The 24,041-nt window shown below is 42.0% G+C and carries 24 protein-coding genes, 1 riboswitch and 1 other annotated feature; of the genes, 23 read left to right on the forward strand and 1 reads right to left on the reverse strand.

The window, feature by feature from the left end; genetic code table 11:
- Nucleotides 1-13 precede the first annotated feature (13 nt).
- A complete protein-coding gene (ftsZ, locus tag DP73_RS07170; protein WP_014904587.1) occupies nucleotides 14-1,075 on the forward strand; it encodes a cell division protein FtsZ in 1,062 nt (353 codons plus the stop codon).
- Nucleotides 1,076-1,146: 71 nt separating this feature from the next.
- On the opposite strand, the gene DP73_RS07175 is transcribed toward ftsZ, so the two are convergent.
- Nucleotides 1,147-2,766 (reverse strand): methyl-accepting chemotaxis protein, encoded by a 1,620-nt coding sequence (locus DP73_RS07175; RefSeq protein WP_034598501.1) that lies wholly within the window; start codon nucleotides 2,764-2,766, stop codon nucleotides 1,147-1,149.
- 508 nt (nucleotides 2,767-3,274) lie between these two features.
- Here DP73_RS07175 and DP73_RS07180 point away from each other — a divergent pair.
- From DP73_RS07180 to DP73_RS07280, 22 genes are all read left to right on the forward strand, one after another.
- Complete coding sequence (locus DP73_RS07180) at nucleotides 3,275-4,201, forward strand: sigma-E processing peptidase SpoIIGA (protein ID WP_081962986.1); 927 nt, start codon at nucleotides 3,275-3,277, stop codon at nucleotides 4,199-4,201.
- A 48-nt stretch (nucleotides 4,202-4,249) separates the two neighbouring features.
- Nucleotides 4,250-4,927: an RNA polymerase sporulation sigma factor SigE gene (gene sigE / locus DP73_RS07185; protein ID WP_242865720.1), complete on the forward strand. Its 678-nt coding sequence runs from the start codon at nucleotides 4,250-4,252 to the stop codon at nucleotides 4,925-4,927.
- Nucleotides 4,928-4,984: 57 nt separating this feature from the next.
- Nucleotides 4,985-5,758, forward strand: coding sequence for an RNA polymerase sporulation sigma factor SigG (sigG, locus tag DP73_RS07190; protein WP_014904583.1), 774 nt, complete (start codon nucleotides 4,985-4,987; stop codon nucleotides 5,756-5,758).
- A gap of 183 nt (nucleotides 5,759-5,941) precedes the next feature.
- A complete protein-coding gene (locus DP73_RS07195) occupies nucleotides 5,942-6,217 on the forward strand; it encodes a YlmC/YmxH family sporulation protein (protein WP_034598503.1) in 276 nt (91 codons plus the stop codon).
- 204 nt (nucleotides 6,218-6,421) lie between these two features.
- On the forward strand, nucleotides 6,422-7,237 hold the full coding sequence (gene pgeF / locus DP73_RS07200) for a peptidoglycan editing factor PgeF (RefSeq protein ID WP_034598504.1): 816 nt from the start codon (nucleotides 6,422-6,424) through the stop codon (nucleotides 7,235-7,237).
- Between the two features lie 35 nt (nucleotides 7,238-7,272).
- Entirely contained in the window at nucleotides 7,273-7,959 is a 687-nt protein-coding gene (locus DP73_RS07205; RefSeq protein ID WP_034598505.1) for a response regulator transcription factor, read from the forward strand.
- 7 nt (nucleotides 7,960-7,966) lie between these two features.
- Nucleotides 7,967-9,340: a HAMP domain-containing sensor histidine kinase gene (locus DP73_RS07210; RefSeq protein ID WP_034598506.1), complete on the forward strand. Its 1,374-nt coding sequence runs from the start codon at nucleotides 7,967-7,969 to the stop codon at nucleotides 9,338-9,340.
- Nucleotides 9,341-9,386: 46 nt separating this feature from the next.
- Entirely contained in the window at nucleotides 9,387-10,319 is a 933-nt protein-coding gene (locus tag DP73_RS07215) for an HlyD family efflux transporter periplasmic adaptor subunit (RefSeq protein ID WP_034598507.1), read from the forward strand.
- A gap of 69 nt (nucleotides 10,320-10,388) precedes the next feature.
- Entirely contained in the window at nucleotides 10,389-11,087 is a 699-nt protein-coding gene (locus DP73_RS07220) for a YggS family pyridoxal phosphate-dependent enzyme (RefSeq protein ID WP_034598508.1), read from the forward strand.
- Nucleotides 11,088-11,111: 24 nt separating this feature from the next.
- Nucleotides 11,112-11,567, forward strand: a complete 456-nt coding sequence (sepF, locus tag DP73_RS07225; protein WP_034598509.1) for a cell division protein SepF — start codon at nucleotides 11,112-11,114, stop codon at nucleotides 11,565-11,567.
- A gap of 31 nt (nucleotides 11,568-11,598) precedes the next feature.
- Nucleotides 11,599-11,835, forward strand: a complete 237-nt coding sequence (locus tag DP73_RS22450) for a YggT family protein (RefSeq protein WP_143015488.1) — start codon at nucleotides 11,599-11,601, stop codon at nucleotides 11,833-11,835.
- A gap of 1 nt (nucleotide 11,836) precedes the next feature.
- Nucleotides 11,837-12,634 (forward strand): YlmH/Sll1252 family protein, encoded by a 798-nt coding sequence (locus DP73_RS07230; protein ID WP_034598510.1) that lies wholly within the window; start codon nucleotides 11,837-11,839, stop codon nucleotides 12,632-12,634.
- 11 nt (nucleotides 12,635-12,645) lie between these two features.
- The gene (locus tag DP73_RS07235) at nucleotides 12,646-13,107 is read left to right on the forward strand and encodes a DivIVA domain-containing protein (protein WP_034598511.1); all 462 of its coding nucleotides are present in this window, start codon (nucleotides 12,646-12,648) and stop codon (nucleotides 13,105-13,107) included.
- 86 nt (nucleotides 13,108-13,193) lie between these two features.
- Nucleotides 13,194-13,667: a hypothetical protein gene (locus DP73_RS07240; RefSeq protein WP_034598512.1), complete on the forward strand. Its 474-nt coding sequence runs from the start codon at nucleotides 13,194-13,196 to the stop codon at nucleotides 13,665-13,667.
- Nucleotides 13,668-13,727: 60 nt separating this feature from the next.
- Nucleotides 13,728-13,932, forward strand: a binding site (T-box leader).
- A 112-nt stretch (nucleotides 13,933-14,044) separates the two neighbouring features.
- Nucleotides 14,045-16,831 (forward strand): isoleucine--tRNA ligase, encoded by a 2,787-nt coding sequence (gene ileS, locus DP73_RS07245; protein ID WP_034598513.1) that lies wholly within the window; start codon nucleotides 14,045-14,047, stop codon nucleotides 16,829-16,831.
- Nucleotides 16,832-16,870: 39 nt separating this feature from the next.
- A riboswitch (glycine riboswitch) is annotated at nucleotides 16,871-16,975 on the forward strand.
- A 257-nt stretch (nucleotides 16,976-17,232) separates the two neighbouring features.
- Nucleotides 17,233-18,387, forward strand: a complete 1,155-nt coding sequence (gene gcvT, locus DP73_RS07250) for a glycine cleavage system aminomethyltransferase GcvT (RefSeq protein ID WP_052090456.1) — start codon at nucleotides 17,233-17,235, stop codon at nucleotides 18,385-18,387.
- Between the two features lie 142 nt (nucleotides 18,388-18,529).
- Complete coding sequence (gcvH, locus tag DP73_RS07255; RefSeq protein ID WP_034598514.1) at nucleotides 18,530-18,916, forward strand: glycine cleavage system protein GcvH; 387 nt, start codon at nucleotides 18,530-18,532, stop codon at nucleotides 18,914-18,916.
- A gap of 1 nt (nucleotide 18,917) precedes the next feature.
- The gene (gcvPA, locus tag DP73_RS07260; protein ID WP_034598515.1) at nucleotides 18,918-20,258 is read left to right on the forward strand and encodes an aminomethyl-transferring glycine dehydrogenase subunit GcvPA; all 1,341 of its coding nucleotides are present in this window, start codon (nucleotides 18,918-18,920) and stop codon (nucleotides 20,256-20,258) included.
- The gene (gcvPB, locus tag DP73_RS07265; protein WP_034598516.1) at nucleotides 20,255-21,718 is read left to right on the forward strand and encodes an aminomethyl-transferring glycine dehydrogenase subunit GcvPB; all 1,464 of its coding nucleotides are present in this window, start codon (nucleotides 20,255-20,257) and stop codon (nucleotides 21,716-21,718) included. The genes gcvPA and gcvPB overlap by 4 nt, the downstream gene beginning before the upstream one ends.
- 207 nt (nucleotides 21,719-21,925) lie before the next feature.
- Nucleotides 21,926-22,657, forward strand: coding sequence for a 2-phosphosulfolactate phosphatase (locus tag DP73_RS07270; RefSeq protein ID WP_034598517.1), 732 nt, complete (start codon nucleotides 21,926-21,928; stop codon nucleotides 22,655-22,657).
- Between the two features lie 205 nt (nucleotides 22,658-22,862).
- Nucleotides 22,863-23,441, forward strand: a complete 579-nt coding sequence (locus DP73_RS07275; protein ID WP_034598518.1) for a phosphate propanoyltransferase — start codon at nucleotides 22,863-22,865, stop codon at nucleotides 23,439-23,441.
- Between the two features lie 233 nt (nucleotides 23,442-23,674).
- Nucleotides 23,675-24,025 carry a DUF5665 domain-containing protein gene (locus DP73_RS07280; protein WP_052090459.1) on the forward strand — a complete coding sequence of 117 codons (351 nt, stop codon included), beginning with the start codon at nucleotides 23,675-23,677 and terminating at the stop codon, nucleotides 24,023-24,025.
- Nucleotides 24,026-24,041: the final 16 nt, after the last annotated feature.

Consider the following 24,041-nt stretch of genomic DNA (forward strand, 5'->3'; position numbering starts at 1 on the left):
GGTTAACGCCTAAATGCTAGAATTTGATACAGACTTAAACCAATTTGCAGAGATTAAGGTCATTGGTGTTGGCGGTGGTGGAAACAATGCGGTTAATCGTATGATTACCGCTGGTTTACAAGGGGTAGATTTCGTAACAGTTAATACTGACTCCCAGGCATTACAACTCTCACGTGCGGGAGAAAAAGTTCAAATAGGAATTAAATTAACTAAAGGGCTGGGAGCAGGCGCAAATCCTGAGATTGGTGCTAAAGCGGCGGAAGAAAGTCGTGAAGAACTGGCTAAGGTTCTAAAAGGCGCAGATATGGTCTTTGTTACAGCAGGAATGGGCGGAGGAACCGGCACTGGAGCAGCACCTATTGTTGCAGAAGTCGCCAAAGAAATGGGGGCGCTGACAGTAGGGGTGGTTACAAGACCATTCACCTTTGAAGGGCGTAAGAGGGCTATGCAAGCTGAAAAAGGCATTGCCGAATTAAAAAGCAAGGTAGATACCCTGATTACAATTCCCAATGATCGGCTGCTACAGGTAGTGGACAAGCATACAACAATCCATGAGGCTTTTCGCATTGCGGATGATGTTTTGCGTCAAGGGGTTCAAGGCATTTCAGATCTAATTGCAGTTCCTGGTTTAATCAACTTAGATTTTGCGGATGTTAAGACTATTATGTCAAATACCGGCTCAGCATTAATGGGTATTGGTCAGGCAACAGGGGAAAATCGGGCAGCTGATGCGGCAAGAAAGGCAATTTCCAGCCCGCTGCTGGAAACCTCTATTGAAGGAGCAAAAGGTGTACTGCTGAATATTACTGGAGGAATAAATCTGACCCTCTTTGAAGTGAACGAAGCGGCAGGAATTATTTCGGAAGCAGCAGATCCTGAGGCGAATATAATATTTGGAGCGGTTATCGATGAGGATCTGAAGGAAGAGCTTAGAGTCACAGTCATCGCTACCGGATTCGACCAGCAATGGGCTGGTTTCGGTACACCCCCCGGTAAGGTTCAAGACAATATAATTAAGACTGTAGCTAAAGAAGGGGATGTGGACATTCCTGAGTTTCTAAGGCGCAGAAGGTAAGGTTAATAATATTTGTTAGATAAAAAACCAGGTCATACCTCTAGTGGTATGACCTGGTTTTTTCTTTGTGTTTACACTTCGAATCGTTGGATAACTTGGTTCAAGTGAGCGGAGGTTTTTGCTAGTTCAGAAGATATGGAGGCGATTTCTTTAGTAGAAACCATTTGTTGTTCTACAGTTGTTGCTGCTTGAGTGGCCCCTTCGGCAAATTGAGTTGCAATAGTGGTTGCCTGCCGCTGGGTTTGAGCTAATAATTCACTCTGATTTAACAAGTGATCAGCATTTTGCAGGTTGGTTTCCACTTTTACTGAGGTTTCATTGATCACTTCGTCAAGGGAGGCAATGGCATCGCCGGCTTTTTCAATGACTGCCTTACCTCGGTTTACCTCGTTCATTCCTTGGCTTATCTTGTCGACAGTTGAGTTAACCATTCCTTGAACATTCGAAATGAGTTCCATAATCTGATGAGAAGAGTAAGCTGAACTGTCTGCCAGTTTTCTGACTTCTTCTGCAACAACAGCAAAACCCCTGCCATGTTCTCCTGCTCGAGCAGCTTCAATAGCTGCATTTAAGGCCAGGAGATTAGTTTGATCGGAAATGCCATTAATTACAGAAATAATATCTCCGATTTTTTGGGCCTGTTCAGCTAATCCGTGTATGGATTGATTAGCCTGTTCCGTTGATTGATAGATCAGGCCCATCTCAAGAATTGCCTCATTAACCGCTAAGGTGCCTTCTTGGCTTGTTGATTTAGCGGATCTAGTCAAGGAAAGAACTTCCTGTGTGCTGATTAAAATGCTTTGAGAAGCAGATTGGATCTCGTCAACTTGCTTTTGTGACATTTGCATGCCTTGAATTTGATCAGTCGCTCCTGCACTAAATTCCTCCAGAGTAGCTGCCAAGGTTTCTTGATTTTCTGCGAATAGTTGAGCATGGGATGCTTGAGTTTGGCTCATATTTTGAGCTCGCTCAGAAAAGGAAGCCAGATCCGTGATGATCGACTTCATGCCAAGAGATACTTTATTTACTTCGAATGATAGGCTTCCCAATTCATCATTGGAATTGGCCTTGGCTAGAACTTTTAGATTCCCTTTAGCAATGGCTTTTGTTACCTTAAAAGCTTCCTGAAGAGCAGATGAAACTTTATTTTTTAGCCAGAAACTATAGATTAGTTGAGCGCCCAGGGCAATGGTTGAAGAGATAAGCGAAGCGGGAGAAAAGGAACTTAAAATAATCCATGTCCCACCGAGTAGAAGAACCGGTAGTATACCTGAGAGCATTTGTTTGCTCAGAAGATTTTTTTGAAGTGGTATACCCAGACGCACGGCGTAGGTATGAGTCCCTTTGACAAAAACAGGGCTTGCTGCGTCTAGCAAAACTTCTCCAGTATTACGATGATATAGTTGAGTAATCGGTTGATTACATTGAGCTGCCTTTAGTTCAATTTCATTATTAAAGACCATACCTTCTCGTAAGCGATTTGAGTGGATTAATGCTAACCCTTTTAAGTCGCAAAGCAGTAAGAACTCATTGTTCTTAAGGTTACGGTCTATCGCTTCCCTCAGAGGTCGACGGGCACTCTCAAAATCCTTCGATTGCTCCAAAATACTTTCTAGCTCTTTGGCAATCTGAACGATGGTTTTCAGACCGTTTTTTTTGTCACTTAGGTTAAAGTTTAGATTTTTAGCCATTAATTATCTACCGCCTTTATTTTTGATTGTTCAAACGGCATTGAGAAATATGTGTAATTAGGCACATAGAGATATGTAAAAATTCTAAATTTTAATTTACAATAACACGGACTTATCAATAATTCAATAAAATTTGCATATAAATGATTATTTTTGAAGAAATAACCGTAAAATTCCGTTTAATGTAATAGTTTGTCAAAGCAAAGGTGCAAATCATCAGCTAACTAAAGTATCTGATGTGGTTGGATATTGATGGGAGATTCTCTTCTTTTTGATAAGTTTTATTAAGCCAAACCTTCCCTTAAGAAAGCTGAGTTAATCGACTAAATTTGTTGTTATCAAATAATCTCGTGCTAAAGCATACAGATACTGTCGACGAATAGAGTTCATAGATAAAAAACTACACCACTCGTACTAATTTACCTTAAATATCCATTTATGCCCCACTGAATGCGACAGGTTTTACTTTGCATTTCAAGTATAATTTTTAGAGAAGCGCATAGAAAGGGTGTACCAAATTAGCATTGCACAGACCTATCTTGATCTGGCTATTCTCATTAATGGAGGAATGGACACTATCCTGCTTGTCCTTCTTGGTCGCCTGCTCAAACTACCAATTCGTCTAAGCCGGATCTCTATGGCAGTTTTACTTGGCGAAATCCCCGTTGTGGTTGCCTATTATTCACTACCACCGTGGACTGTATTCATTAAATGGTTGATTCCTTTTCTTATGGTCTTCGTCGCTTTTCCAACTACAAGATTAAATGCGTTTCTTAAAGAAATCGTTGGCTTTTGGCTCCTTTCTGCAGGCCTAGGCGGATTTGTCTACGCTTCATGGGGATGGGCGCAATTTGATGGGGGAGTGAATAAAGAACGATTAATTCTGGTTATAAACAGAGTTTGGATTCTTCCTTTAGGTGCTCTGATGTGGTGGCCCTTACAGCGCCTTTGGCAACGATGGCAAGAAAAGAAGTCCTTTCTAGGACAGAATATTTTCGATCTGGAGATCAATTTTGGTGGAGATGAGCAAGGGGTTATTCAAATCAAGGCCTTACTAGATACCGGCAATCATTTGCGGGATCCATTGACAGGCTATCCTGTAATTCTGCTGGAAGAGGAGGTTGCTGCAAGTGCTATGCCGGAGAATATCAAAGCGTTCCTGGATATCCCTTGGAAGGATTATTCAGACCCGTGGCCACTATTGTGGAAGGTTAATCCCGATCTGGTAAAACGTCTTGTTTTCATCCCTTTTCAAACAATTAATAGTAAGAGTTGGCTTCTAGGAATAAGACCGGATAGTGTAACGTGTTTCGGCGCCGGAGGAACTCAACAAATTCATGCTACGGTGGCGCTTGTAAGACAAGTATTAAGCTCAGAGGGTGAATACCAAGCGTTACTACACCCAGAACATGTTCAGAAAGGTGGAGATGGATGAATGAAGTGGTGGAGTAATGTTTATGGTAAGGCCAGAGGCCTTTGGGCCATGCTGCTTCAAAAAATTTTTGGAGTTAATGGAATCTATTATGTTGGAAGCAGTGAAGCCCTACCCCCACCACTTAACTCAGACGAAGAAGGGGTTCTACTAGAGCGTTTGGAAATGGGTGACGGTTCTATTCGAGATATTTTGATCGAACGAAACCTTCGCCTAGTAGTCTATATTGCCAGAAAGTTCGAAAATACCGGGATTGGAATTGAAGATCTTGTTTCTATAGGAACGATTGGCTTAATTAAAGCTGTTAATACTTTTGATCCTCAGAAAAAAATAAAACTGGCTACCTATGCTTCTCGTTGCATTGAAAACGAAATTTTGATGTATCTTAGACGTAACAATAAAACCCGGTCTGAGGTTTCATTTGATGAACCTTTAAATATTGACTGGGACGGAAACGAACTTCTGTTATCAGATGTATTAGGTACGGAAAATGACATTATCTCTAAGCCTATTGAAGAGCAAGTAGATCGTCAACTCTTGCATCTGGCAATGGGAAGATTAACGAATAGAGAGAAAGTTATCATGGAATTAAGGTTCGGGCTTGATGACGGGGTAGAAAAAACTCAGAAAGAGGTAGCTGATCGTTTAGGGATTTCCCAGTCCTATATTTCACGGCTTGAGAAAAGAATTATTCGTAGATTACGGAAAGAATTTTGTCGATTGGAATAACCTAATCTATGTTAGGGCATACTTCCCAACAGAATTTGCTGGGGAGGTGCTCGTAGATTGGCATTGAATAAAGTTGAGATTTGTGGAGTGAATACCTCAAAATTGCCTGTATTATCTAGCGCAAAAATGAAAGAACTTTTCGTAATTTATCAAGCTGGAAATCGCAGTGCCCGAGATAAACTAATCCATGGCAATCTCCGCCTTGTTCTGAGTGTGATACAGCGGTTTACGAATCGTGGAGAATATGTGGATGACCTCTTTCAAGTTGGTTGTATTGGATTAATGAAAGCGATTGACAATTTTGATCTTGGTCAGAACGTAAAGTTTTCTACTTATGCAGTTCCTATGATAATCGGGGAAATCCGCCGATATTTAAGGGATAATAATCCAATTAGAGTTAGCAGATCCTTGCGGGATATTGCTTATAAGGCTTTGCAGGTAAGGGATCAATTGGTGAGTGAACGGTCATGTGAACCAACTGTTGCTGAAATCGCCAAGAAACTCTCGTTGCCTCGGGAAGATGTTGTTTTTGCGTTAGATGCTATCCAGGAACCAATTTCTTTATTCGAGCCGATTTACCATGATGGCGGCGACCCGATCTTCGTGATGGATCAGATAGGAGATGACAAGCAGTCAGACAATGGATGGGTTGAAGGGCTTGCAGTACGAGAGGCGTTACGTCGACTGAGCGAACGAGAAAAACTCATCTTGTCCTTGCGATTTTTTCAGGGAAAGACACAAATGGAGGTTGCTGATGAGATTGGGATTTCTCAAGCACAGGTTTCCCGTCTTGAGAAGGCAGCCATGCAGCATATGCGTAAGTTCGTGTGATGCAGTTTAAGCAATATTCAATTTTGAAATTTATGTAACGTAAGGCTATTTTTTCGAACCCCCTCATATGATGAGATATAAAAGTATGACGATATCAATCCATCGTTGGACTTAAGCTCGGGGCTAGTGGATGAAAGTTCATTTCTGAACTTCAAGCCCCGACCTCGTAAAGGGGGGGGAAGAATGCGAGTATCAGACTTAAGATTGTTAGATATTGTGAATGTTAAAGACGGGCGAAGGTTAGGGCCGATCAAAGATCTAGATCTTGATTTAGAGCGGGGTGTTGTCAAAGGGGTTATCGTACCCGGGCCTTCGCGCAGTTGGGGACTTTTTGGCAGCGGAAAAACTGAAGATTTTTTTGTTCCTTGGGATCATGTCAAAAAAATAGGGGTAGACGTTATTCTAGTAGATGTTAACGATTTACCTGAATTTAATATTGAAAATGATGATCGTCGATAATCCTCGAAAAATGAAAAAGCATAAACCTTTTGTCAGTAATAGGCAAAGGCTTATGCTTATTTTGTTTGTTATTATACTTTTTAACGCAGAAAATTGTTTAAAGTCCTTTTTTTTTGCTGAAAGTACTATTAGACTAGGACTTTTGGAGGTTTGTCCAAAAGGTTAATAGATGGTATATTTAATGTAAACAAAGGAGTTAGAGGGATGAGCTGGAAGCGACAAAAAAGTAGTGGAGGCTTAAACTATCTCACCATACCCAAGTGGCAAGCAGCGGGAATTGACTTAGGGTTTTCAACTCGAGTGGGTGGGATAAGTAAAGTACCCTACAACTCTTTCAATTTAGGGCTACATGTTGGGGATGATCCTAAGGTGGTTTTGGAAAATCGGAAATACTGGTTTAACCACTGGGGGGTTCCTTCTGATAGAGTTGCAGTAGGAGAACAGGTTCATGGTACAAATGTTATTTGGGTTACAGAAGAGGACGGCGGTCGAGGGGCAAATGAATTAGAAACTGCTATTCCAAGTGTTGACGGGTTGCTGACCCAGAGTACTTTGGGGCTAATGGCTTTTTTTGCGGACTGTGTTCCGCTCTATTTCTACTACCCCAATCTTGAGGCCGTAGGGATTGTACATGCCGGTTGGAAAGGTACAGTGAATAAAATTGGTCTAAAGGCTTTAGAGTACTTTGAAAAAGCCGGCGGACAAACTGAAAGTGCTTGGGTGGCGATCGGCCCGAGTATCGGTCCCAGTTGTTACCTAGTCGATGAACGGGTAGCTGAGGAATTTCGTCTGAATTATGATAAGACGACCTTTCTCTATCCTCAAGAGGATGGACACTACTTGCTTAATCTATGGGAAGCGAACAAAATGTTGTGCTTAGAAAAAGGAGTACCCCCAGAAAACATTGATATCGCAGCAGTCTGCACTGCGAGCAATCCTGAATGGTTTTTCTCTCATCGACGAGATGGTGCCCGGACAGGACGAATGGCGGGATGGATCAGAATGCGACACGCCAAGTGAGATGGAATAGCGAACATAGAGTAAGGAGGATTTAGGTGGCGACAATCTTAGTGGTTGATGATGAGGAACCGATCCTTGAACTCTTAAGGTTTAACTTAGAGAAGGAAGGTTACCTTGTTTCTGTAGCTAAGGATGGGCAGGAAGCATTGGATATTGTTGAAACTGAACATCCTGATCTTGTAGTACTAGATCTTATGTTGCCTGGGATGGATGGACTAGAGGTTTGCCGCAGAATACGTTTGATTCCCAAGTACCAACACTTACCCATCATTATGTTAACAGCCAAGGGAGAGGTAATAGATAAGGTATTAGGGCTCGAGCTGGGTGCGGATGATTATATGACGAAACCTTTTAGTCCGCGTGAATTATTAGCCAGAATCAAAGCCCGTCTCCGTCGTATTAATCTGCCTGATGAGGTGGATTCTCAAATTGTTAGAGGAGAGCTAAGAATTGATGTCAAAGGGTTTAGGGTCTATGTGCGGGGTATCGAGACTGAATTAACCCCCAAAGAGTTTGAATTGCTACGGGTACTGGTAGCACATCCAGGTAGAGTTTACTCTCGAGATGACTTATTGGAAAGAATTTGGGGATACGAATATGATGGCGACACACGTACCGTTGATGTCCATGTTCGACATCTGCGTTTAAAAATTGAAAAGGATCCGTCCAATCCGGATTATATCGAAACATTACGCGGAATCGGTTACCGGTTCAAAGGATAGTCAAACTATGAGTATTAAATGGCGAATAACTGGCCTCTTTTTAGGTATGACTGGTCTTTCATTGCTTCTTTTTTGGGTTGGAGAAAGTGTGAGGTTGATTTCCGGTCGCCAGCAAATTGATTTAGGAGTTGTACTTCTTGCGTTGCTTCTTCCGGCAGGAATTGTTTATTTCTACACCAGGCAACTTATTCGCCGAATGGAGAAATTGCATTTTGCAACCCAGCGCATTGCCAGGGGAGATTTTGAGCATATTCATTTGTCAGATTCCAGTGATGAAATTGGACAATTTACCATTGAACTTAATAACCTCTCACGACACGTTGAGATGATAGTCCAAAATGGAACTCAAGAGGCACAGAAGATGGAAGCGATTCTAGCGGGGATGCAAGAGGGTGTGGTGGCAGTTGATCATGTAGGGCGGGTTGTCTTAGTGAATGCTGCGGCAGAGAGAATTTTTGAACGGCAAAAAACAGTTCGGGAATTAGAATATCTGTTAGAGCTGACCTATGATACTGAACTAGAGCAACTTACTCGTAAAGTCCTTTCAGGCCAACCTTCAGCCTCGAGAGAAATTAACATTGCACAAAGGATTGTGCAAAGTAAGATTAATCCTATTTTAAGCGGGCAAGGTCAGTCTCGTGGCGCAGTTATAGTATTTCATGATGTGACTGAACTACGAAGACTTGAAAAGATTCGGACTGAGTTTGTTGCCAATGTCTCACATGAATTAAGAACACCTCTAACATCCATCAAAGGATTCGTAGAAACCCTTCTTGATGGGGCGGCGGAGGATCCCTCTTTACGAAATCGTTTTCTAGGAATAATCCAGGGGGAGACCTTGCGCTTACAAAGACTCATCGAAGACTTATTGACTCTGGCACGCCTCGAAGGTCAGCAAAATCATGCTATAAGCTCTATTAAAATAAGTTACGTCCAGAATGCATTTGAAATAATAAAACCCGTAATTCAAAGTTTCGCCCAAGCTAAAGAAATTCAATTAGAAGTTGATTTGCCTGACAATTTGCCTCCCCTAAAGATAGGAGAGAATTTATTAAGCCAACTTCTTTTGAATTTATTAGAAAACGCTGTAAAATATACGGCTGAGGGAAGAGTTTGGTTAAATGCTCAAGTTGGACCTGAATTTCTTCGCTTGGAATTTGGAGATACGGGTTGTGGCATACCAGAAGAGACATTGCCGAGAATTTTCGAACGGTTTTATAGAGTAGATAAAGCCCGTTCACGTGAACAAGGGGGAACAGGGCTTGGACTTAGTATTGTGAAGCACATGGTAGAGGGGTTAGGCGGAAATATCAGCGTAAATTCTAAGTTGGGAGTTGGAACCGTTTTTACCTGTTATTTACCAAGAGCTAAATTGAAATGAAACACCTAGTTCGTACATGGAATCTCGAAATTCCAAGGAGGGTAAAATGGAGGGGAGAAGAAGAAAACCCTATTTTTGGTTTTGGGGTCTAATATTCATTATGTTAGTCGGCGGAGTTGGATGGTGTTATCGCTCATCATTCATTGCAGGAACAATAAAGTTTGCAACTGCCGAAACAGGAACCATTAACCATGAACGGATTGTGGCTGCAACCTTTGCTAACCAGGAATTGTCTGTACTCGCTCCTCTTTCCGGTAAAGTTGAATACATTGGAGGAGATGGGCGACGTATTAGACGTGGGGAACAGGTGGCAACTATAAAACCTGAGGGGGCTGCACCAGGTATTAAGGCAAGCGGAATAAATCAGTCGATAACTGCAGCTATGGGGGGATTGTTTTTTCAACAAAGTGATGGTCTGGAATCCATTCTTACCAGCGACAACCTTATCACGATGGATCTAAATAAGCTATTAACCCAGACTCCTGTCGCTAAAACAACCGGAGATACCTTTCAAACTGGTGAGGTTATAGGGAAAATCGTGAATAACCTTATTCCAACAATGGCCTTTTTGGAAATTTCGGATATAGATGAGCTCACAGTTGGCAAAACTATGCGTGTTACTATGGGTAAACAGACTACTAGTGCTAAAGTTCTGCGTAAGTCTGATCAGCCAAAAGGAGTAATCGTTCAATTTCCATACTATATTGATGGCTCAGCGGTGCAAAGAAGGCAGGACGTGTCTTGGGTCTTCCGTCCGCCCACTAATGGAGTGCTTATTCCGAAATCTGCTTTATGGACAAAAGGAGAGGAACTGGGGGTTTTTCTCTGGAGTGAGGGGATTGTACAGTTCAGAAAGGTGAAAGTCCTTGATGAAGATGACAACATGGTTTGCATCGAGAATCTCCCAAGTGGTATTCCTGTTGTAATAACCCCTCGAGATGGACTCGAAGGATTAGTCGCCAACGTAAAAAATATCTAGAGAGTGACTTATTTAGCAGGAAACCTATGAAACTGCGTAGAATTCATTATTTTCAAAGGAGATAGTCTGATGTTGGCAAATGCGGGGATAGAACAGCGCTTAAATGAGGTTCGTCGGCGTATTAACCAAGCGGCGGAACGAAGTAAGAGGGATCCGAGTACTATCCGATTATTGGCCGTCTCTAAGACTCAACCGATTTCAAGTTTAGAGGAGGCTTATCGGGCTGGACAAAGAGCCTTTGCTGAGAATCGAGTTCAAGAATGGTTGGAAAAGGCCCCTAATCTTCCGAATGATTGCCAGTGGCATCTGGTGGGGAGGCTTCAGACGAACAAAGTAAAATATTTAGATGATAAAATTGCTATGATTCATTCGTTGGACAGGCTTCCTTTGTTGGAAGCACTAAATATCCAAGGAGAACGACGCAGCATTGTTTGGACGACGTTGGTTCAGGTTAATATTGCGCGGGATCCTGCCAAGGCTGGACTCATGCCAGAGGAAGTGCCGGACTTTCTGAGCTCAGTTGGTGATTTTCCTTTTGTTAGAATACAGGGGTTGATGACCATTGGGGCATTGGAAGCAAGCATGACAGAAACTCAGGGTTTTTTTCGCCAACTTCGAGAATTGCGGGACAGACTGCAATCTCGAAAGTGGCCTGGAACCCATTTGCACGAGCTTTCAATGGGAATGAGTCAAGATTTTGAGCTGGCTGTAGAAGAAGGGGCAACCCTTGTACGTGTAGGCCGTCAGATTTTCGGCGACCGTGAATAGAGACCTGAAAGAGGAGGAAAGATAATGGCCAAGTTATTTGATAAGGTTATTGGAATTATGGGGTTCGCAGACGAGGAAACGGAAGAGGATATTCTTGAAGAGAACGAACGTGAGAAAAGTGTACAGGAAGAAGTTCGTACCAGCCGTAAAAACGCTCAGGTAGTAAGTATACATACTCAGAAACAAATGCGAGTTGTAGTGATGGAACCAAATTCTTTCGAAGAAGCCCAAAACATTGCCGATCAGCTTAAGACTCGTCGGCCTGTAATTGTTAACCTGGAAAACGCCGAGAAGGTTTTAGCCAAACGTATCGTTGATTTTATCAGTGGGACAACTTATGCGTTAAATGGAAACATGCAGAAAGTCGGAAACGGTATATTCTTGTTTGTTCCAAATAACGTCGACATATCTGGGGAGATGAGAGACGAGCTTAAAGACAAGGGTTTGTTTTGGCAGAGTTCTAAGTTAGGGAGGGATTAGTATTCTATTCGTTGTTCAAATAGCAAGCAAAGTGATATCTATTCTAATATACGCCATTTTTGTGAGAGTTATTTTATCCTGGTTTGGGCCTAAGTTTTACCCCTCAAACAACAAATTGGTTGCGGTTCTCTATGATGTAACCGATCCAATCCTCAAACCATTCCAGCGTTTTCAATTTGGCAATGCTGCAATGCGAATGGACTTCTCGCCAATCTTTGCAATTCTTGCCTTGAACGTTGCACAATGGCTGTTATGGCAAATCTTCTAGAATGAAACATTTAATTGATCGAAGCGTCTTAAAATATTGGGATGATAAAGAAGCACGTCTAGAAGCAGCTCATTTATTGGATCAAGTCAATTTAGTGCTTAGTAAAGAGTTCCAACAGGTAACTCCATTTTTGAGTTTTGCTATGCGGGATTGGATTGAATCCGTTTTACGGAAAGAACATCTTGCCTATCTGGCAGAGGGCGGGCTTCCTGATGCTGAACGGGTTCGCATTATTATGGGTGCAAAGGGAGACGTCATGAAACCGGAGCAGGCAGAGATTTCCCTGTTGTCAGTTCGAGCCACTAATCTGCGTGCTAAACTAGAGCATCATCAGATACTTGGATCGCTTATGGGATTAGGCTTACGAAGAGATTTATTTGGAGATATTCAAGCTGGCCGGAGTGGCTTCTATGTTGCAACTACGCTGGAAATGGTTCCAATTTTGTTAAATCAATGGACTGAAGCCGGGCGGGAAAAAATTAATGTTTCAATATCCGAAGGAATACCAGATCTTCTTCCAGGACTAGGTGAAGAGCGGCGTATAACTGTAAATTCATCACGCCTAGATGCGGTAATTGCTAATGCCTTTGGGGTATCAAGAAGTATGGCTCAAGAATGGATAACTCAAGGTAAGGTTAAAAAGTCAGGTCTTGGGGTGTCCAAAGTAGAAACAGAAGTACAACCTAATGACATAGTATCTTGTCGAGGGCATGGGCGCGTTAAGCTATTGGAGTGCTCCAATACCCGAAAAGACAAAATAGCTTGGCAAATTCTACTTTTTCGGTCACAACGGCATTAGGAGGGATCAAAATGGAAATGACTCCACTTGATATACGAAATAAAGCTTTTCGCAAAGGGATTCGCGGCTATCAATGTGAGGAAGTGGAGAAATTCCTCGAGAATGTCAGCCAAGAATTTGAATTAGCATATACAGAGAATTTCGAACTCCGTGAAAAGACGAAAGGGTTAGAAACGGAAATCGGACATTATCGGCAAATAGAGAATACCTTACAACAGACTTTGGTGTTGGCTCAACAAACTGCTGAAGAAGTCAAGGAGTCTGCGCGTCAGGAGGCGGCACTTATTCTGCGAGAGGCAGAACATGCTAAGACAATAAAGATTGCTGAAGCACAGAAGAAGTGGGAAGAAATTCAAGAAGAGATCCAAGGTCTTGCCAGGAAACGCGATTTATTGCGTACTCAACTTAAGTCTTTTTTAATAGCCCATCTAGATTTAGAAACCTTACAGGAGAAAAATGAAGGCATCGCTTAACGAGATCAGCTGGAAAATGTTGCGAATCTCTCTGGTTTCGTGGTAAAATGTTTTACAGATGACTTTGAAGGAGAAGGGTTTCATCAATGTATAGAATAATTAGTGAGATATCTCCGGACTTTCTCATTCAAGGATTTGCCTTACACCAGGATGAGAATGAGATTTATGTTGGCAAAGTTGGCGGTCAAGAGGTTCAGCTTTTAGCTTCCATTGATAACTTAAATTCAGATGAAAAAGATATAAAGATTTTTTGTGTTGGGTTTGCTGAAGCGGATCACCATTTTCGTTCTGGAGATGTTTTGATGACCGGAAGTGATGATTTGCTAGATCGTGCCTTTAGGGCAATGGATGAAATGGAACAACGTGGTGTCGTTGTAAGTTTGACTCCCCCTCCAGACTCTAAGCACTTATACGTATCCAAAGAGCAGATGGATCCTTTTGTTCAAGACTGGAAAAGCCGGAAGCTATCATTTCTCTGTCTTTGGATGGTGGATCCGATTGATTCGGAAGGACAAGCGAAACTCATTACCATACTGCGCAAAGTTATTTTAAAAGACTAGTGTTTTTATTGCAAGAAACCCCAAAAGTTTATCATTTATAGTAATTTGATAGTATAAATCTTAAACACGTTGAAAAGGACAGTCTTTGTTAACTGGCTAAACAGCGAGCGGGGTTGGTGTGAGCCCGTGAGAAAGTGCAAAGAGGATCCCCTTGGAGTGAAAGGCTGAAAGGTTAAGTAAGCTTTGTTCGGTTTGTCCCCGTTAAAAGACTTCCGAGTGGCTTTAGAGCAACATGGGTGGTACCGCGAGTAATCTCGTCCCTATTAGGGGCGGGATTTTTAGTTGCTCCATTCGGACGAAATATCAGTTGGTAAGGTGATAAAAACATTGAAATAGGGCAAGGATAATATGCTTGAACCAAAGGAGGATATCTTTTAATGGATTATCGTAATACATTAAACCTACCAGAAACGGATTTCCCAATGCGGGGGAATCTTCCCAAAAGAGAACCGGAAATTCTTAAAGCATGGGAAGAAGAGAATCTTTATGAGAAAGTGCAAAAGGCTCGGGAAGGGTGCCCGAAATTCATTCTCCATGACGGCCCCCCCTACGCGAACGGTGATATTCACCTGGGACATGCTATTAATAAAGTACTCAAAGATATCATCGTCAAATATAAGACTATGATGGGTTTTGATGCTCCTTATGTTCCTGGTTGGGATACCCATGGACTTCCGATTGAACAACAAGTTATTAAAAAATTAGGAGTAAACCGTCATTCGGTTTCCGCCCTTGAATTTAGAGAGAAATGCAAGGATTATGCAGAAAAGTATGTAGGGATTCAACGGGAAGAGTTCAGACGGCTTGGAGTAAGGGGGGATTGGGAACACCCTTATCTGACTCTGCAAAAGGAGTATGAAGCTGCTCAAATAGGAGTTTTTGGGGATATGACTAAGAAAGGGTATATCTATAAAGGGTTAAAGCCTGTTTATTGGTGCCCTTCCTGTGAAACTGCACTTGCTGAGGCTGAAATTGAATATGCTGATAAGTCAGCCACTGCAATTTATGTGAAATTTGCGGTACGTGATGGACTAAGTGTCCTTACTGAAGATAACACATTTGTCGTTATTTGGACGACAACTCCATGGACACTGCCGGCAAATCAAGCAATTAGTTTACATCCGGAGTTTAAGTATGCTGTTGTAAAGGCGAATCAAGAACATTGGGTTGTTGCTGAAGGGATGTTAGAATCCCTACGTTCTCTCTGGAAGCTGGAACTTCCTGTAGAAAAGATACTTTCAGGAAAGGAACTGGAAGGGGTTATATGCAAAAACCCCCTGATGAATCGAGACTCGTTAGTAATCTGTGGGGAACATGTTACCTTAGAAGCCGGTACAGGTTGTGTTCATACAGCCCCTGCCCATGGTGAAGATGATTTCTATGTTAGCAAGAAGTATAACTTAACCGTTTTATGTCCCGTTGACCACCAAGGGAAATTTACCTCAGAAGGTGGAGCATATGCGGGACTAAAGACCGGAAAGGCAAATCCTGTTATTGTGGAGGATCTAAAGAATTCCGGAGATCTTGTACTTGAAGAAACCATCGAACACAGTTATCCACACTGTTGGCGCTGTAAGAGCCCGATCATTTTTCGGGCAACAGAACAATGGTTTGCTTCGATTAATGGTTTCCGGCAAGCCGCTTTAGATCAAATAGAGAAGGTTCGCTGGATTCCTGCTTGGGGAAAAGACCGGATCTTTAACATGATAGCCGACAGGGGAGATTGGTGTATTTCCCGGCAGCGGACTTGGGGAGTACCTATCCCGATCTTCTATTGTGAGGATTGTGGAAAAGTGTTAGTTAACGATCAAACTATTGCCAGGGTTCAAGAATTCTTCCGGCAGGAAGGTTCTGATGCTTGGTTTGCTCATTCTGCCTTGGAATTGTTGCCAGAGGGAACTGCTTGCGAGTGTGGAGGGAAAAACTTCAGTAAAGAGACAGATATTATGGATGTATGGTTTGATTCAGGAACCAGCCATGCCGGTGTCCTGAAGCAGCGACCAGAACTGTCTTGGCCTGCGGATCTCTACTTGGAAGGTTCGGATCAACACCGTGGTTGGTTTAATTCCTCGCTGTCCACTTCTGTGGCTGCTTTCGGTCAGGCTCCTTACCGCAATGTATTGACTCATGGTTTTGTTGTGGATGAGCAGGGGCGCAAGATGTCAAAATCCTTGGGCAATGGGGTTGACCCTCTTAAAGTTGTTCAGGAATTAGGTGCAGATATTTTAAGGCTTTGGGTGAGTTCTGTAGATTATAAAAATGATGTTGCCGCTTCTCCCCGAATTATGAAACAAATGTCTGAAGCCTACCGTAAAATTCGCAATACTTTGCGTTTCTTGCTCAGCAATCTGAATGATTTTGACCCGGCTAAGGATAAAGTTTCTTATAAAGACCTGCAAGAAATTGATCGCTGGGCTCTGCTTAAGCTTTCCAAAGTGGTCGAACGAGTACTCTTGGGATATGAATCCTATGAATTCCACTGGACTTACCATACCATTCATAATTTCTGTACCATAGAGTTAAGTGCCGTTTATCTGGATATTGTCAAAGACCGGCTTTATGTAGAAGGGAAAACATCTCTTCTTCGTCGCTCGGCTCAGACAGTTTTGTATGAAATTCTTGATGCTCTGGTACGTCTTTTAACTCCAATCTTGTCCTTCATGACTGAAGAAATTTGGCCGTATATACCTGGAGATAAAAGTGCGGCAAATGTTCAAATAGCAGAAATGCCTAAGGTCAATTCTGAGTGGATGGATGAGGAACTGGCTAACCGCTGGGATCAGATTCTTGCCTTACGCACAGATGTCTCAAAGGTATTGGAAATCGCGCGGCAAGAAAAACTTATAAGCCATCCCTTAACTGCTCAAGTCGATCTGTATCCGACAGAAGCACAGTATAAATCCCTTAAGCAAGTTCCGAATTTGGCAGAAATCTTTATTGTTTCTCAACTGGTTATCCATCTGCCTGATGAAGAAAGACCTGAAGGGGTTCAGGCTGCGGAGGTTAACAAGGGATTAGGAATTCATGTTCAACCGGCCAATGGGGAAAAATGCGAGCGTTGTTGGATGTTTCATGAGGAAGTTGGAAAGAATGAAGAGTTTCCGACGATTTGCCCTCGATGCAGGGACGTGATTTCAGAAAATTCCAGTAGACTTATTGACTAAAAAAGCATATTATATAATTAACTTAATAGTTTTTACCGGATGAAACTGGCAGGAGAGATCTGAAATACAGACGCCGAAGGAGAAATTCCCTGAATTCGCTTTTCAGGGAGGGAAGCTCTCAGGCAAAAGTACTGCTAGAAGACGGGACTCTGGAGAGTTTCTTGCAAAAGAACACCAAAGGGGAAGCCGAGATACGGCGAATCTCTCAGGTTAAAGGACAGAGAAAATGCGCGACTACGCATTTTCTCTGTCCTTCTTTAATTTACAGAAATTTACAAGGGTATTATGGAAGGTTTTTTCTGGGTGTAATGACTTGGTATATGGAACACTATTGAAGAAATCTAAGGCGCTAAATGTCTTCTGTGAAAAACCTATTCTAGTCTAAATAAGGAGGTTTCTTTATGAATGAATTAAAACGGACTCCACTTTATGAAGAGCATTTGGCTAATAAGGCAAAACTGATTGATTTTGGCGGATGGGAAATGCCTGTTCAATATGTTGGTGTTATAGATGAACATCATGCTGTTCGAACTAAAGCTGGCCTTTTCGATGTGTCTCATATGGGTGAGATAGAGGTTCGTGGTCAAGACGCTTTAGAGTTTATTCAAATGCTGATCACCAATGATGTCAGTAAGCTGGAGGATGGCAGAATTCTATACTCTCCTATGTGCTATCCAAGCGGTGGAATTGTAGACGACTTGTTGGTTTATCGATATAATTCTCAACGTTTTCTGATTGTCGTAAATGCCTCCAATGCCGATAAGGACTACGCATGGATATTAAAACAAACAGACAGCTTTAATGTTAACGTAGAGAATGTCTCTGACCAATATGCTCAGCTTGCCTTACAAGGCCCTCTAGCAGAAACTGTCTTACAGCGTATTACAGAGCTTAATCTTTCACAGATTAAATACTATAGTTTCACTCACGGGAATATTGACGGGATTAGTTGTCTGATTTCCCGGACGGGCTATACAGGAGAAGACGGATTTGAGATTTATGTAACTCCGGATCATAGTCGGCAACTGTGGAGAAAGATATTGGAGGTTGGTGCTCTAGAGGGTGTACAGCCCATTGGGCTGGGTGCACGTGACACATTGCGGTTTGAAGCTCGTCTTCCCTTATATGGGAATGAATTAGGGGCGGAGATTTCTCCTCTTGAAGCTGGGCTTGGGATTTTTGTTAAGCTGGATAAAGTGAATTTCATTGGCAAGGAAGTAATTCTCGCTCAAAAAGAACAAGGGGTACCGCGAAAGTTAGTAGGATTAGAAATGATTGAGCGTGGAATAGCCCGTTCCCACTATCCCTTACAAAAAGATGGGCAAGAGATTGGATTTGTTACATCTGGCTCATTTTCACCAACTCTAAACAAAAACATTGCTTTAGGATTAATCAAGGCCGATTTAGCGATTCAGGGTCAGATTCTTGATGTAATGATTCGTGGGAAGGCAGTTAAAGCAAGAATTGTTCCCTCCTTGTTTTACAAACGTGAGGATCAATTAAAACCCAAGGAATCTAGTGTAGTAGCTGATAAAGTATTATCCAGTATCGCATAGCTAAAAAATAATCTTAGTAGTTTTACTCTCTGCTAATTGCTTAAATAAAATTCATCTAGCCATACTACACATTTAGGGTTACTAGTGGATGTTGCTAATCCCCTTTGGACAAAATAATTAAAATTTGAGGAGGATGATTTGAATGAATCCAGTTGATTTAAAGTATAACAAAGAGCATGAATACGCAAAGGTTGAAGGAAATATTATTACATTTGGTATAACAGACCACGCCCAAAAAAGCCTTGGCGACGTAGTGTTTGTCGAGCTCCCGGATGTAGGAGCAACGGTAACGGTCGGAAAATCTTACGGTACCGTTGAATCAGTTAAAGCTGTATCCGACATCTCTGCTTCAGTGAGTGGAAAAGTTGTAGAAGTGAACACTTCAGTTATGGATACACCTGATTTATTAAATTCTGACCCCTATGGAGAGGGCTGGTTGATTAAGGTAGAGGCTGAAGATTTAGCTCCGCTGGAAAGTATGATGTCCGTTGAGGAATATGAGACATTACTAGCACAGGAGGAACATTAGAATGAACTTCGTACCGAATACGGACAGCCAAAAAGAACGGCTCTTAGCCCGTATCGGGGCTAAGTCAGTTGAAGATCTTTTTTCAGATATTCCGCAGGAAGTCCGGTTGCAGCGGGCGCTGGCTATTCCTGGAGGGATGTCGGAGCAGGAATTAGTCAAACACGTCAAAGGTTTGGCGGGTTTAAATAAAACTGTCGAAGAGTATAGTTCATTTTTAGGAGCTGGGGCTTATGAACATTACATTCCCAGCTTCATTGACCAATTATTGTTGCGCTCAGAGTTCTATACAGCCTATACACCTTATCAACCAGAAATTAGTCAGGGAACCCTTCAAGCAATTTATGAGTTTCAAACCTTAGTTTGCGAATTGACGGGAATGGATGTAACCAATGCTTCTATGTACGATGGGGCTTCGGCACTAGCAGAGGCAGCTCTTATGACCTGTGATGCTACGCGACGAGATAAGGTGTTAGTTTTGACTACGGCACATCCGGAATATCGTGAGGTATTGAAAACATATTTGCCACCCCGGGGTGTAGAAATCATTGAAGTTCCTTTCAAAGAAGGTGTAATGGATCAGGCTGCTTTAGAAGTTCTACTAAAAGAAGATATCGCCGGTGTTCTTGTTCAAACTCCCAACTTTTTTGGCGGACTGGAAAATGTGGAACAAATTGTCCAGATGGCTCATGCTAAGGGAGCCTTAGTGGTAGTCTCAGTTAACCCTGTTTCATTGGGACTACTGAAATCACCTGGTGAGTGTGGCGTTGATATTGCTGTAGGTGAAGGTCAACCTTTCGGAAACCCGCTTAACTATGGTGGGCCATATTTGGGATTTTTATCATGCCGAGACAAGTTTGTCCGTCGTATGCCGGGGCGAATAGTTGGGGCTACAACCGATAAATCTGGAAAGAGAGGATATGTTTTAACTCTTCAGGCACGTGAACAACATATCCGACGGGAAAAAGCAACTTCAAACATATGTTCCAATGAAGCACTTTGCGCCCTTGCCTTTACTATGCATTTGAGTGCCCTGGGTAAAATAGGACTTAAACAAATGGCCAACCTGAATCTGCAAAATGCCCACTATGCTGCTCAAGAGATTGCCAAGATACCAGGGATGAGCTTGGCATTTTCAAGACCTTTTTTCCATGAATTTGTGATTAAGTCTGAGATTGAACCTGCTAAAATTAATTCAGGGCTATTGGAAAGTAAAATTATTGGTGGGCTTGATCTGGTTCGTTTCTATCCGGAACTCGATCACCATCTCCTCTTCTGTGTGACAGAAACGAAATCAAAAGCAGATATTGATCGGCTAGTGGCCAGATTGGGGGAAATCCAGTGAAAGTTTTAGAACCGCTAATTTTTGACCTCAGTGCCGATGGACGAACTGCAGTAAGTCTACCTGCCTGCGATGTACCGGAAGTTCCGATTGAAAATCTGATTCCTGAAAGTTTATTGCGCAAGCAAGAGCCGTTGCTTCCGGAAGTCTCTGAAGTAGACGCTGTCCGTCACTTTACTCATCTTTCTACCTTCAACCATGGTGTTGATACTGGGTTTTATCCACTAGGGTCTTGTACAATGAAGTATAATCCAAAGGTTAATGAAATGTTGTCTCGCCTTCCAGGTTTTACTGCTCTACACCCCTATCAACCGGAGTCGTTGACTCAAGGGGCTTTACAGCTTATGGCAGAGTTACAGGAGGACCTTTGTGAATTAACCGGGATGGATGGGTTTACTCTTCAACCGGCGGCCGGAGCCCACGGAGAAATGACGGGGATACTAATTATCAAAGCCTATCACGATCATCGCCAAGACACTAAACGTTCAAAGGTCGTAGTTCCGGATTCGGCTCATGGAACAAATCCCGCCACTGCCGCAATGGCCGGGTACGAAATTATTCAAATTCCCTCTAATGAGCGGGGTGGAGTGGATCTTGACGCTTTGAAAAGGGTTCTTAATGACGAGGTTGCGGCTCTGATGCTAACAAATCCTAACACTGTGGGTCTTTTTGATGAAAATATTTTAGAAATAACCAAGTTGGTTCACGATGTGGGCGGTTTATTGTACTACGATGGAGCGAATACAAATGCTGTAATGGGTATTGCCCGTCCTGGGGATATGGGCTTTGACGTTGTCCATCTAAATTTGCACAAAACCTTTTCTACACCTCATGGAGGTGGAGGGCCGGGGTCTGGGCCAGTTGGGGTTAAGGAATTTCTGATCCCCTATCTTCCTAAACCACTGGTTGTACGGTCGGAAGATGGAATCTTTTCACTTAAAAATGATATGCCACTGTCTATAGGCCGTGTACGCTCTTTTTATGCAAATTTTTCAGTGCTTGTAAGGGCCTATGCCTACATTCGCAGCCTTGGCGGGGCGGGATTAAGGTCAGCTTCAGAAAATGCAGTTTTGAATGCTAATTATCTTATGAGTATTCTTAAAGAACATTATTATCTTCCTTTTGAACGGGTCTGCATGCATGAATTTATTATTACACCTAAGAACCTTAAGTCAACAGGAGTACACACTTTAGATATTGCAAAACGCTTATTAGACTATGGCTATCACCCTCCAACAATTTATTTCCCCATAATTGTTGAAGAGGCCATGATGATAGAGCCTACAGAAACTGAAAGCATTGAAACTCTAGATAAATTTGCCGAAATTCTAATTAAGATTGCTGAAGAAGCTAAAAATGATTCGGATCTGGTAAAGAATGCCCCTTATACCACCTTTGTAACCCGTTTGGATGAAGTAAGTGCCGTTAGAAAACCCAACTTACGTTGGCGTAGAGAGTCTTAATGAATTTTTTTCTTGCTAGACGCAGGATACTTATGTATTCTGTGTCTATTCTTTGTTAAGAGAAAAAGCCAAATTAAATAGAATGTTTTTAAGAAAATCTGAAATTAGAGATTATAAAGATATTAGGCAGGAATTAAGTCAGAAAAAGTTGAATTATAATAAGATTGTTCGTAAAGTTACATAATAATTAAGGAATGGGGTGATCGCATGCAAATCGAAGTATTGCCGAGTACAGGTTCTCCACGAATTCCCTATTTAGAAGATAGATTAGTCATCGTGATTGATGTTTTGAGAGCAACCAGTACCATCGTGACTGCACTAGCTAATGGCTGCCAGGCCATTATCCCGGTGCTTACCTCAGAGGAAGCCATAGAAAAACGTTTAACTCTTCCCGGCTCATTGTTAGGGGGTGAGCGTGATTCGCTGATCATTGAGGGCTTTGATTTAGGAAACTCACCTTTTGACTATGCTCCTGAAAAAGTAGGAGGCAGAAGAGTAATTTTGACTACATCAAATGGTACTCGAGCTATACGTGATTCTATTGCTGCCCCAATGATTTGGATGGCTTCGTTTATAAATATGCATAGTATTGTTCTAGCTATACACAGAGAATTTGAGAAGGGAAATAGATTAAAAGGAATAGTAGTGTTTTGTGCAGGTACTGAAGAACGTTTTGACTTGCCGGATACTCTTTGTGCCGGAATGTTAATTGATTCTTTGGGATCAAAAATTTTGCTCAATGATTTAGGTGAAGCTGCACGAATGTTATATCGAAGCTCTGAAGATCATCTTACAGATAGAATTCGAAACTCAGTACATGGTAAAAAACTTATATCCTTGGGCTTTGAACGAGACATAGAGTATTGCTCCACTCCAAATATTTTGCCAATTGTTCCGGTGGTTCAAGAGGGAGAAATAGTTTGGTTGACAGGGGAATAAGAATCTTGTACCTAATATCTCATTATTAAGTAATTTCCTAATTCATCTACTTCCCGAAATCGCCTGAATAAATAGTAATTTGTCGTTATGATTCGAAATAGGTATAATAAGCGTAAGGTATTTTATAACTTCTGCCGATGCTTAAAACTTGACATATTCTATTTCGCACGGTGGCATTACTATTTGATAGGAGGGAGATGAACTTATGGAAACCTTAAAAGTTCCCGTCGGAATATCTAATCGCCACATCCATCTGTCACAGGATCATATTGAGGCTCTTTTTGGTGAGGGATACTCTTTAACAAAAATGAAAGATCTTAGTCAACCTGGTCAATTTGCCAGTGAAGAAACAGTAACGCTGATTGGACCAAAAGGTACTATTGCGGGAGTTCGGGTTTTGGGGCCTGCCCGGAAGGCTTCTCAAGTTGAACTTACTGCTACTGATACTTTTAAACTTGGAGTAAAACCGCCAGTCCGGGATTCTGGAAAGATTGAAGAAACGCCTGGCATTGATGTTGAAGGTCCAAAGGGTAGAATTCAAATGACTAAAGGTGTTATAATTGCTGCTCGGCATCTTCATATGAGTCCGCAAGATGCAGAGAAGTATAAATTTGTTGATGGGCAATATATCCGAGCGATTGTGCCTGGTCCCCGTGGTGGAATTCTTGATCAGGTGTTAGTTCGGGTAAACCCTGAGTACGCTCTTGACTTGCATGTAGACACTGATGAAGGAAATGCCTTTAGTTTAGTAAACGGACAATTGCTTGAAGTATGTCTTCCCTAGTGGAAGAATATAAACCTTGATCTGTCTGGGAAGCTCTTAGCTATAAGTAGTGTGTGTTTTTTAAAAGGGTTGTAATTAACTTCTAAAGATTAATTACAACCCTTTTTTTATTTGGATTAGAAGCCGTAGCTTGCTTCATTACAGAATTTTTAAGATTATTATATTTAAATGAATCAGTGTAAATTACAAAGCTGTGGGAACAATAAAAAAGATGTTTAACGTGAGGTGATAACGTGGCCGTTTCGAAAGAAGAGAATAAACCGACCATGAAACTCTCAATAAGTAAAGATGAAACGGATTCAATTAATGCTCAGGAGTTGGCGGGATTAAACCATCAAGTTGCTTTGCTGGCAGAAACTCTGGAAAAAATGAGACTAGCTGATTATATCTCTTATTTAAATCGACCGGGAAGAATGCTATGGATTAATTTCGGAGTTGGTCTTTTGCGAGGATTGGGAACTGCCCTTGGAGCAGGTTTGCTGGCTGGATTTGCCTATTTTATCTTAAAACGGATAGTGGTTCTGAACCTGCCAGTAATAGGAGGTTTGATTGCGGAATTAAGCAGATATGTTAACCAACCCTAAATTTGGAGTAGGAGGC

Source organism: Desulfosporosinus sp. HMP52 (assembly GCF_000765145.1).
Taxonomy (GTDB): Bacteria; Bacillota; Desulfitobacteriia; order Desulfitobacteriales; family Desulfitobacteriaceae; genus Desulfosporosinus.

What these genes read in the sequence shown, in the direction of transcription:
- sepF (WP_034598509.1), top strand. Translation starts at nt 11,112, where the DNA reads ATGGCCAAGTTATTTGATAAGGTTATTGGAATTATGGGGTTCGCAGAC.
- DP73_RS07210 (WP_034598506.1), top strand. Translation starts at nt 7,967, where the DNA reads ATGAGTATTAAATGGCGAATAACTGGCCTCTTTTTAGGTATGACTGGT.
- DP73_RS07230 (WP_034598510.1), top strand. Translation starts at nt 11,837, where the DNA reads ATGAAACATTTAATTGATCGAAGCGTCTTAAAATATTGGGATGATAAA.
- DP73_RS07195 (WP_034598503.1), top strand. Translation starts at nt 5,942, where the DNA reads ATGCGAGTATCAGACTTAAGATTGTTAGATATTGTGAATGTTAAAGAC.
- ileS (WP_034598513.1), top strand. Translation starts at nt 14,045, where the DNA reads ATGGATTATCGTAATACATTAAACCTACCAGAAACGGATTTCCCAATG.
- DP73_RS07240 (WP_034598512.1), top strand. Translation starts at nt 13,194, where the DNA reads ATGTATAGAATAATTAGTGAGATATCTCCGGACTTTCTCATTCAAGGA.
- pgeF (WP_034598504.1), top strand. Translation starts at nt 6,422, where the DNA reads ATGAGCTGGAAGCGACAAAAAAGTAGTGGAGGCTTAAACTATCTCACC.
- DP73_RS07215 (WP_034598507.1), top strand. Translation starts at nt 9,387, where the DNA reads ATGGAGGGGAGAAGAAGAAAACCCTATTTTTGGTTTTGGGGTCTAATA.
- sigE (WP_242865720.1), top strand. Translation starts at nt 4,250, where the DNA reads ATGCTGCTTCAAAAAATTTTTGGAGTTAATGGAATCTATTATGTTGGA.
- DP73_RS07235 (WP_034598511.1), top strand. Translation starts at nt 12,646, where the DNA reads ATGGAAATGACTCCACTTGATATACGAAATAAAGCTTTTCGCAAAGGG.
- DP73_RS07270 (WP_034598517.1), top strand. Translation starts at nt 21,926, where the DNA reads ATGCAAATCGAAGTATTGCCGAGTACAGGTTCTCCACGAATTCCCTAT.
- gcvPA (WP_034598515.1), top strand. Translation starts at nt 18,918, where the DNA reads ATGAACTTCGTACCGAATACGGACAGCCAAAAAGAACGGCTCTTAGCC.
- gcvT (WP_052090456.1), top strand. Translation starts at nt 17,233, where the DNA reads ATGAATGAATTAAAACGGACTCCACTTTATGAAGAGCATTTGGCTAAT.
- DP73_RS07220 (WP_034598508.1), top strand. Translation starts at nt 10,389, where the DNA reads ATGTTGGCAAATGCGGGGATAGAACAGCGCTTAAATGAGGTTCGTCGG.
- DP73_RS07175 (WP_034598501.1), bottom strand. Translation starts at nt 2,766, where the DNA reads ATGGCTAAAAATCTAAACTTTAACCTAAGTGACAAAAAAAACGGTCTG.
- ftsZ (WP_014904587.1), top strand. Translation starts at nt 14, where the DNA reads ATGCTAGAATTTGATACAGACTTAAACCAATTTGCAGAGATTAAGGTC.
- gcvH (WP_034598514.1), top strand. Translation starts at nt 18,530, where the DNA reads ATGAATCCAGTTGATTTAAAGTATAACAAAGAGCATGAATACGCAAAG.
- DP73_RS07275 (WP_034598518.1), top strand. Translation starts at nt 22,863, where the DNA reads ATGGAAACCTTAAAAGTTCCCGTCGGAATATCTAATCGCCACATCCAT.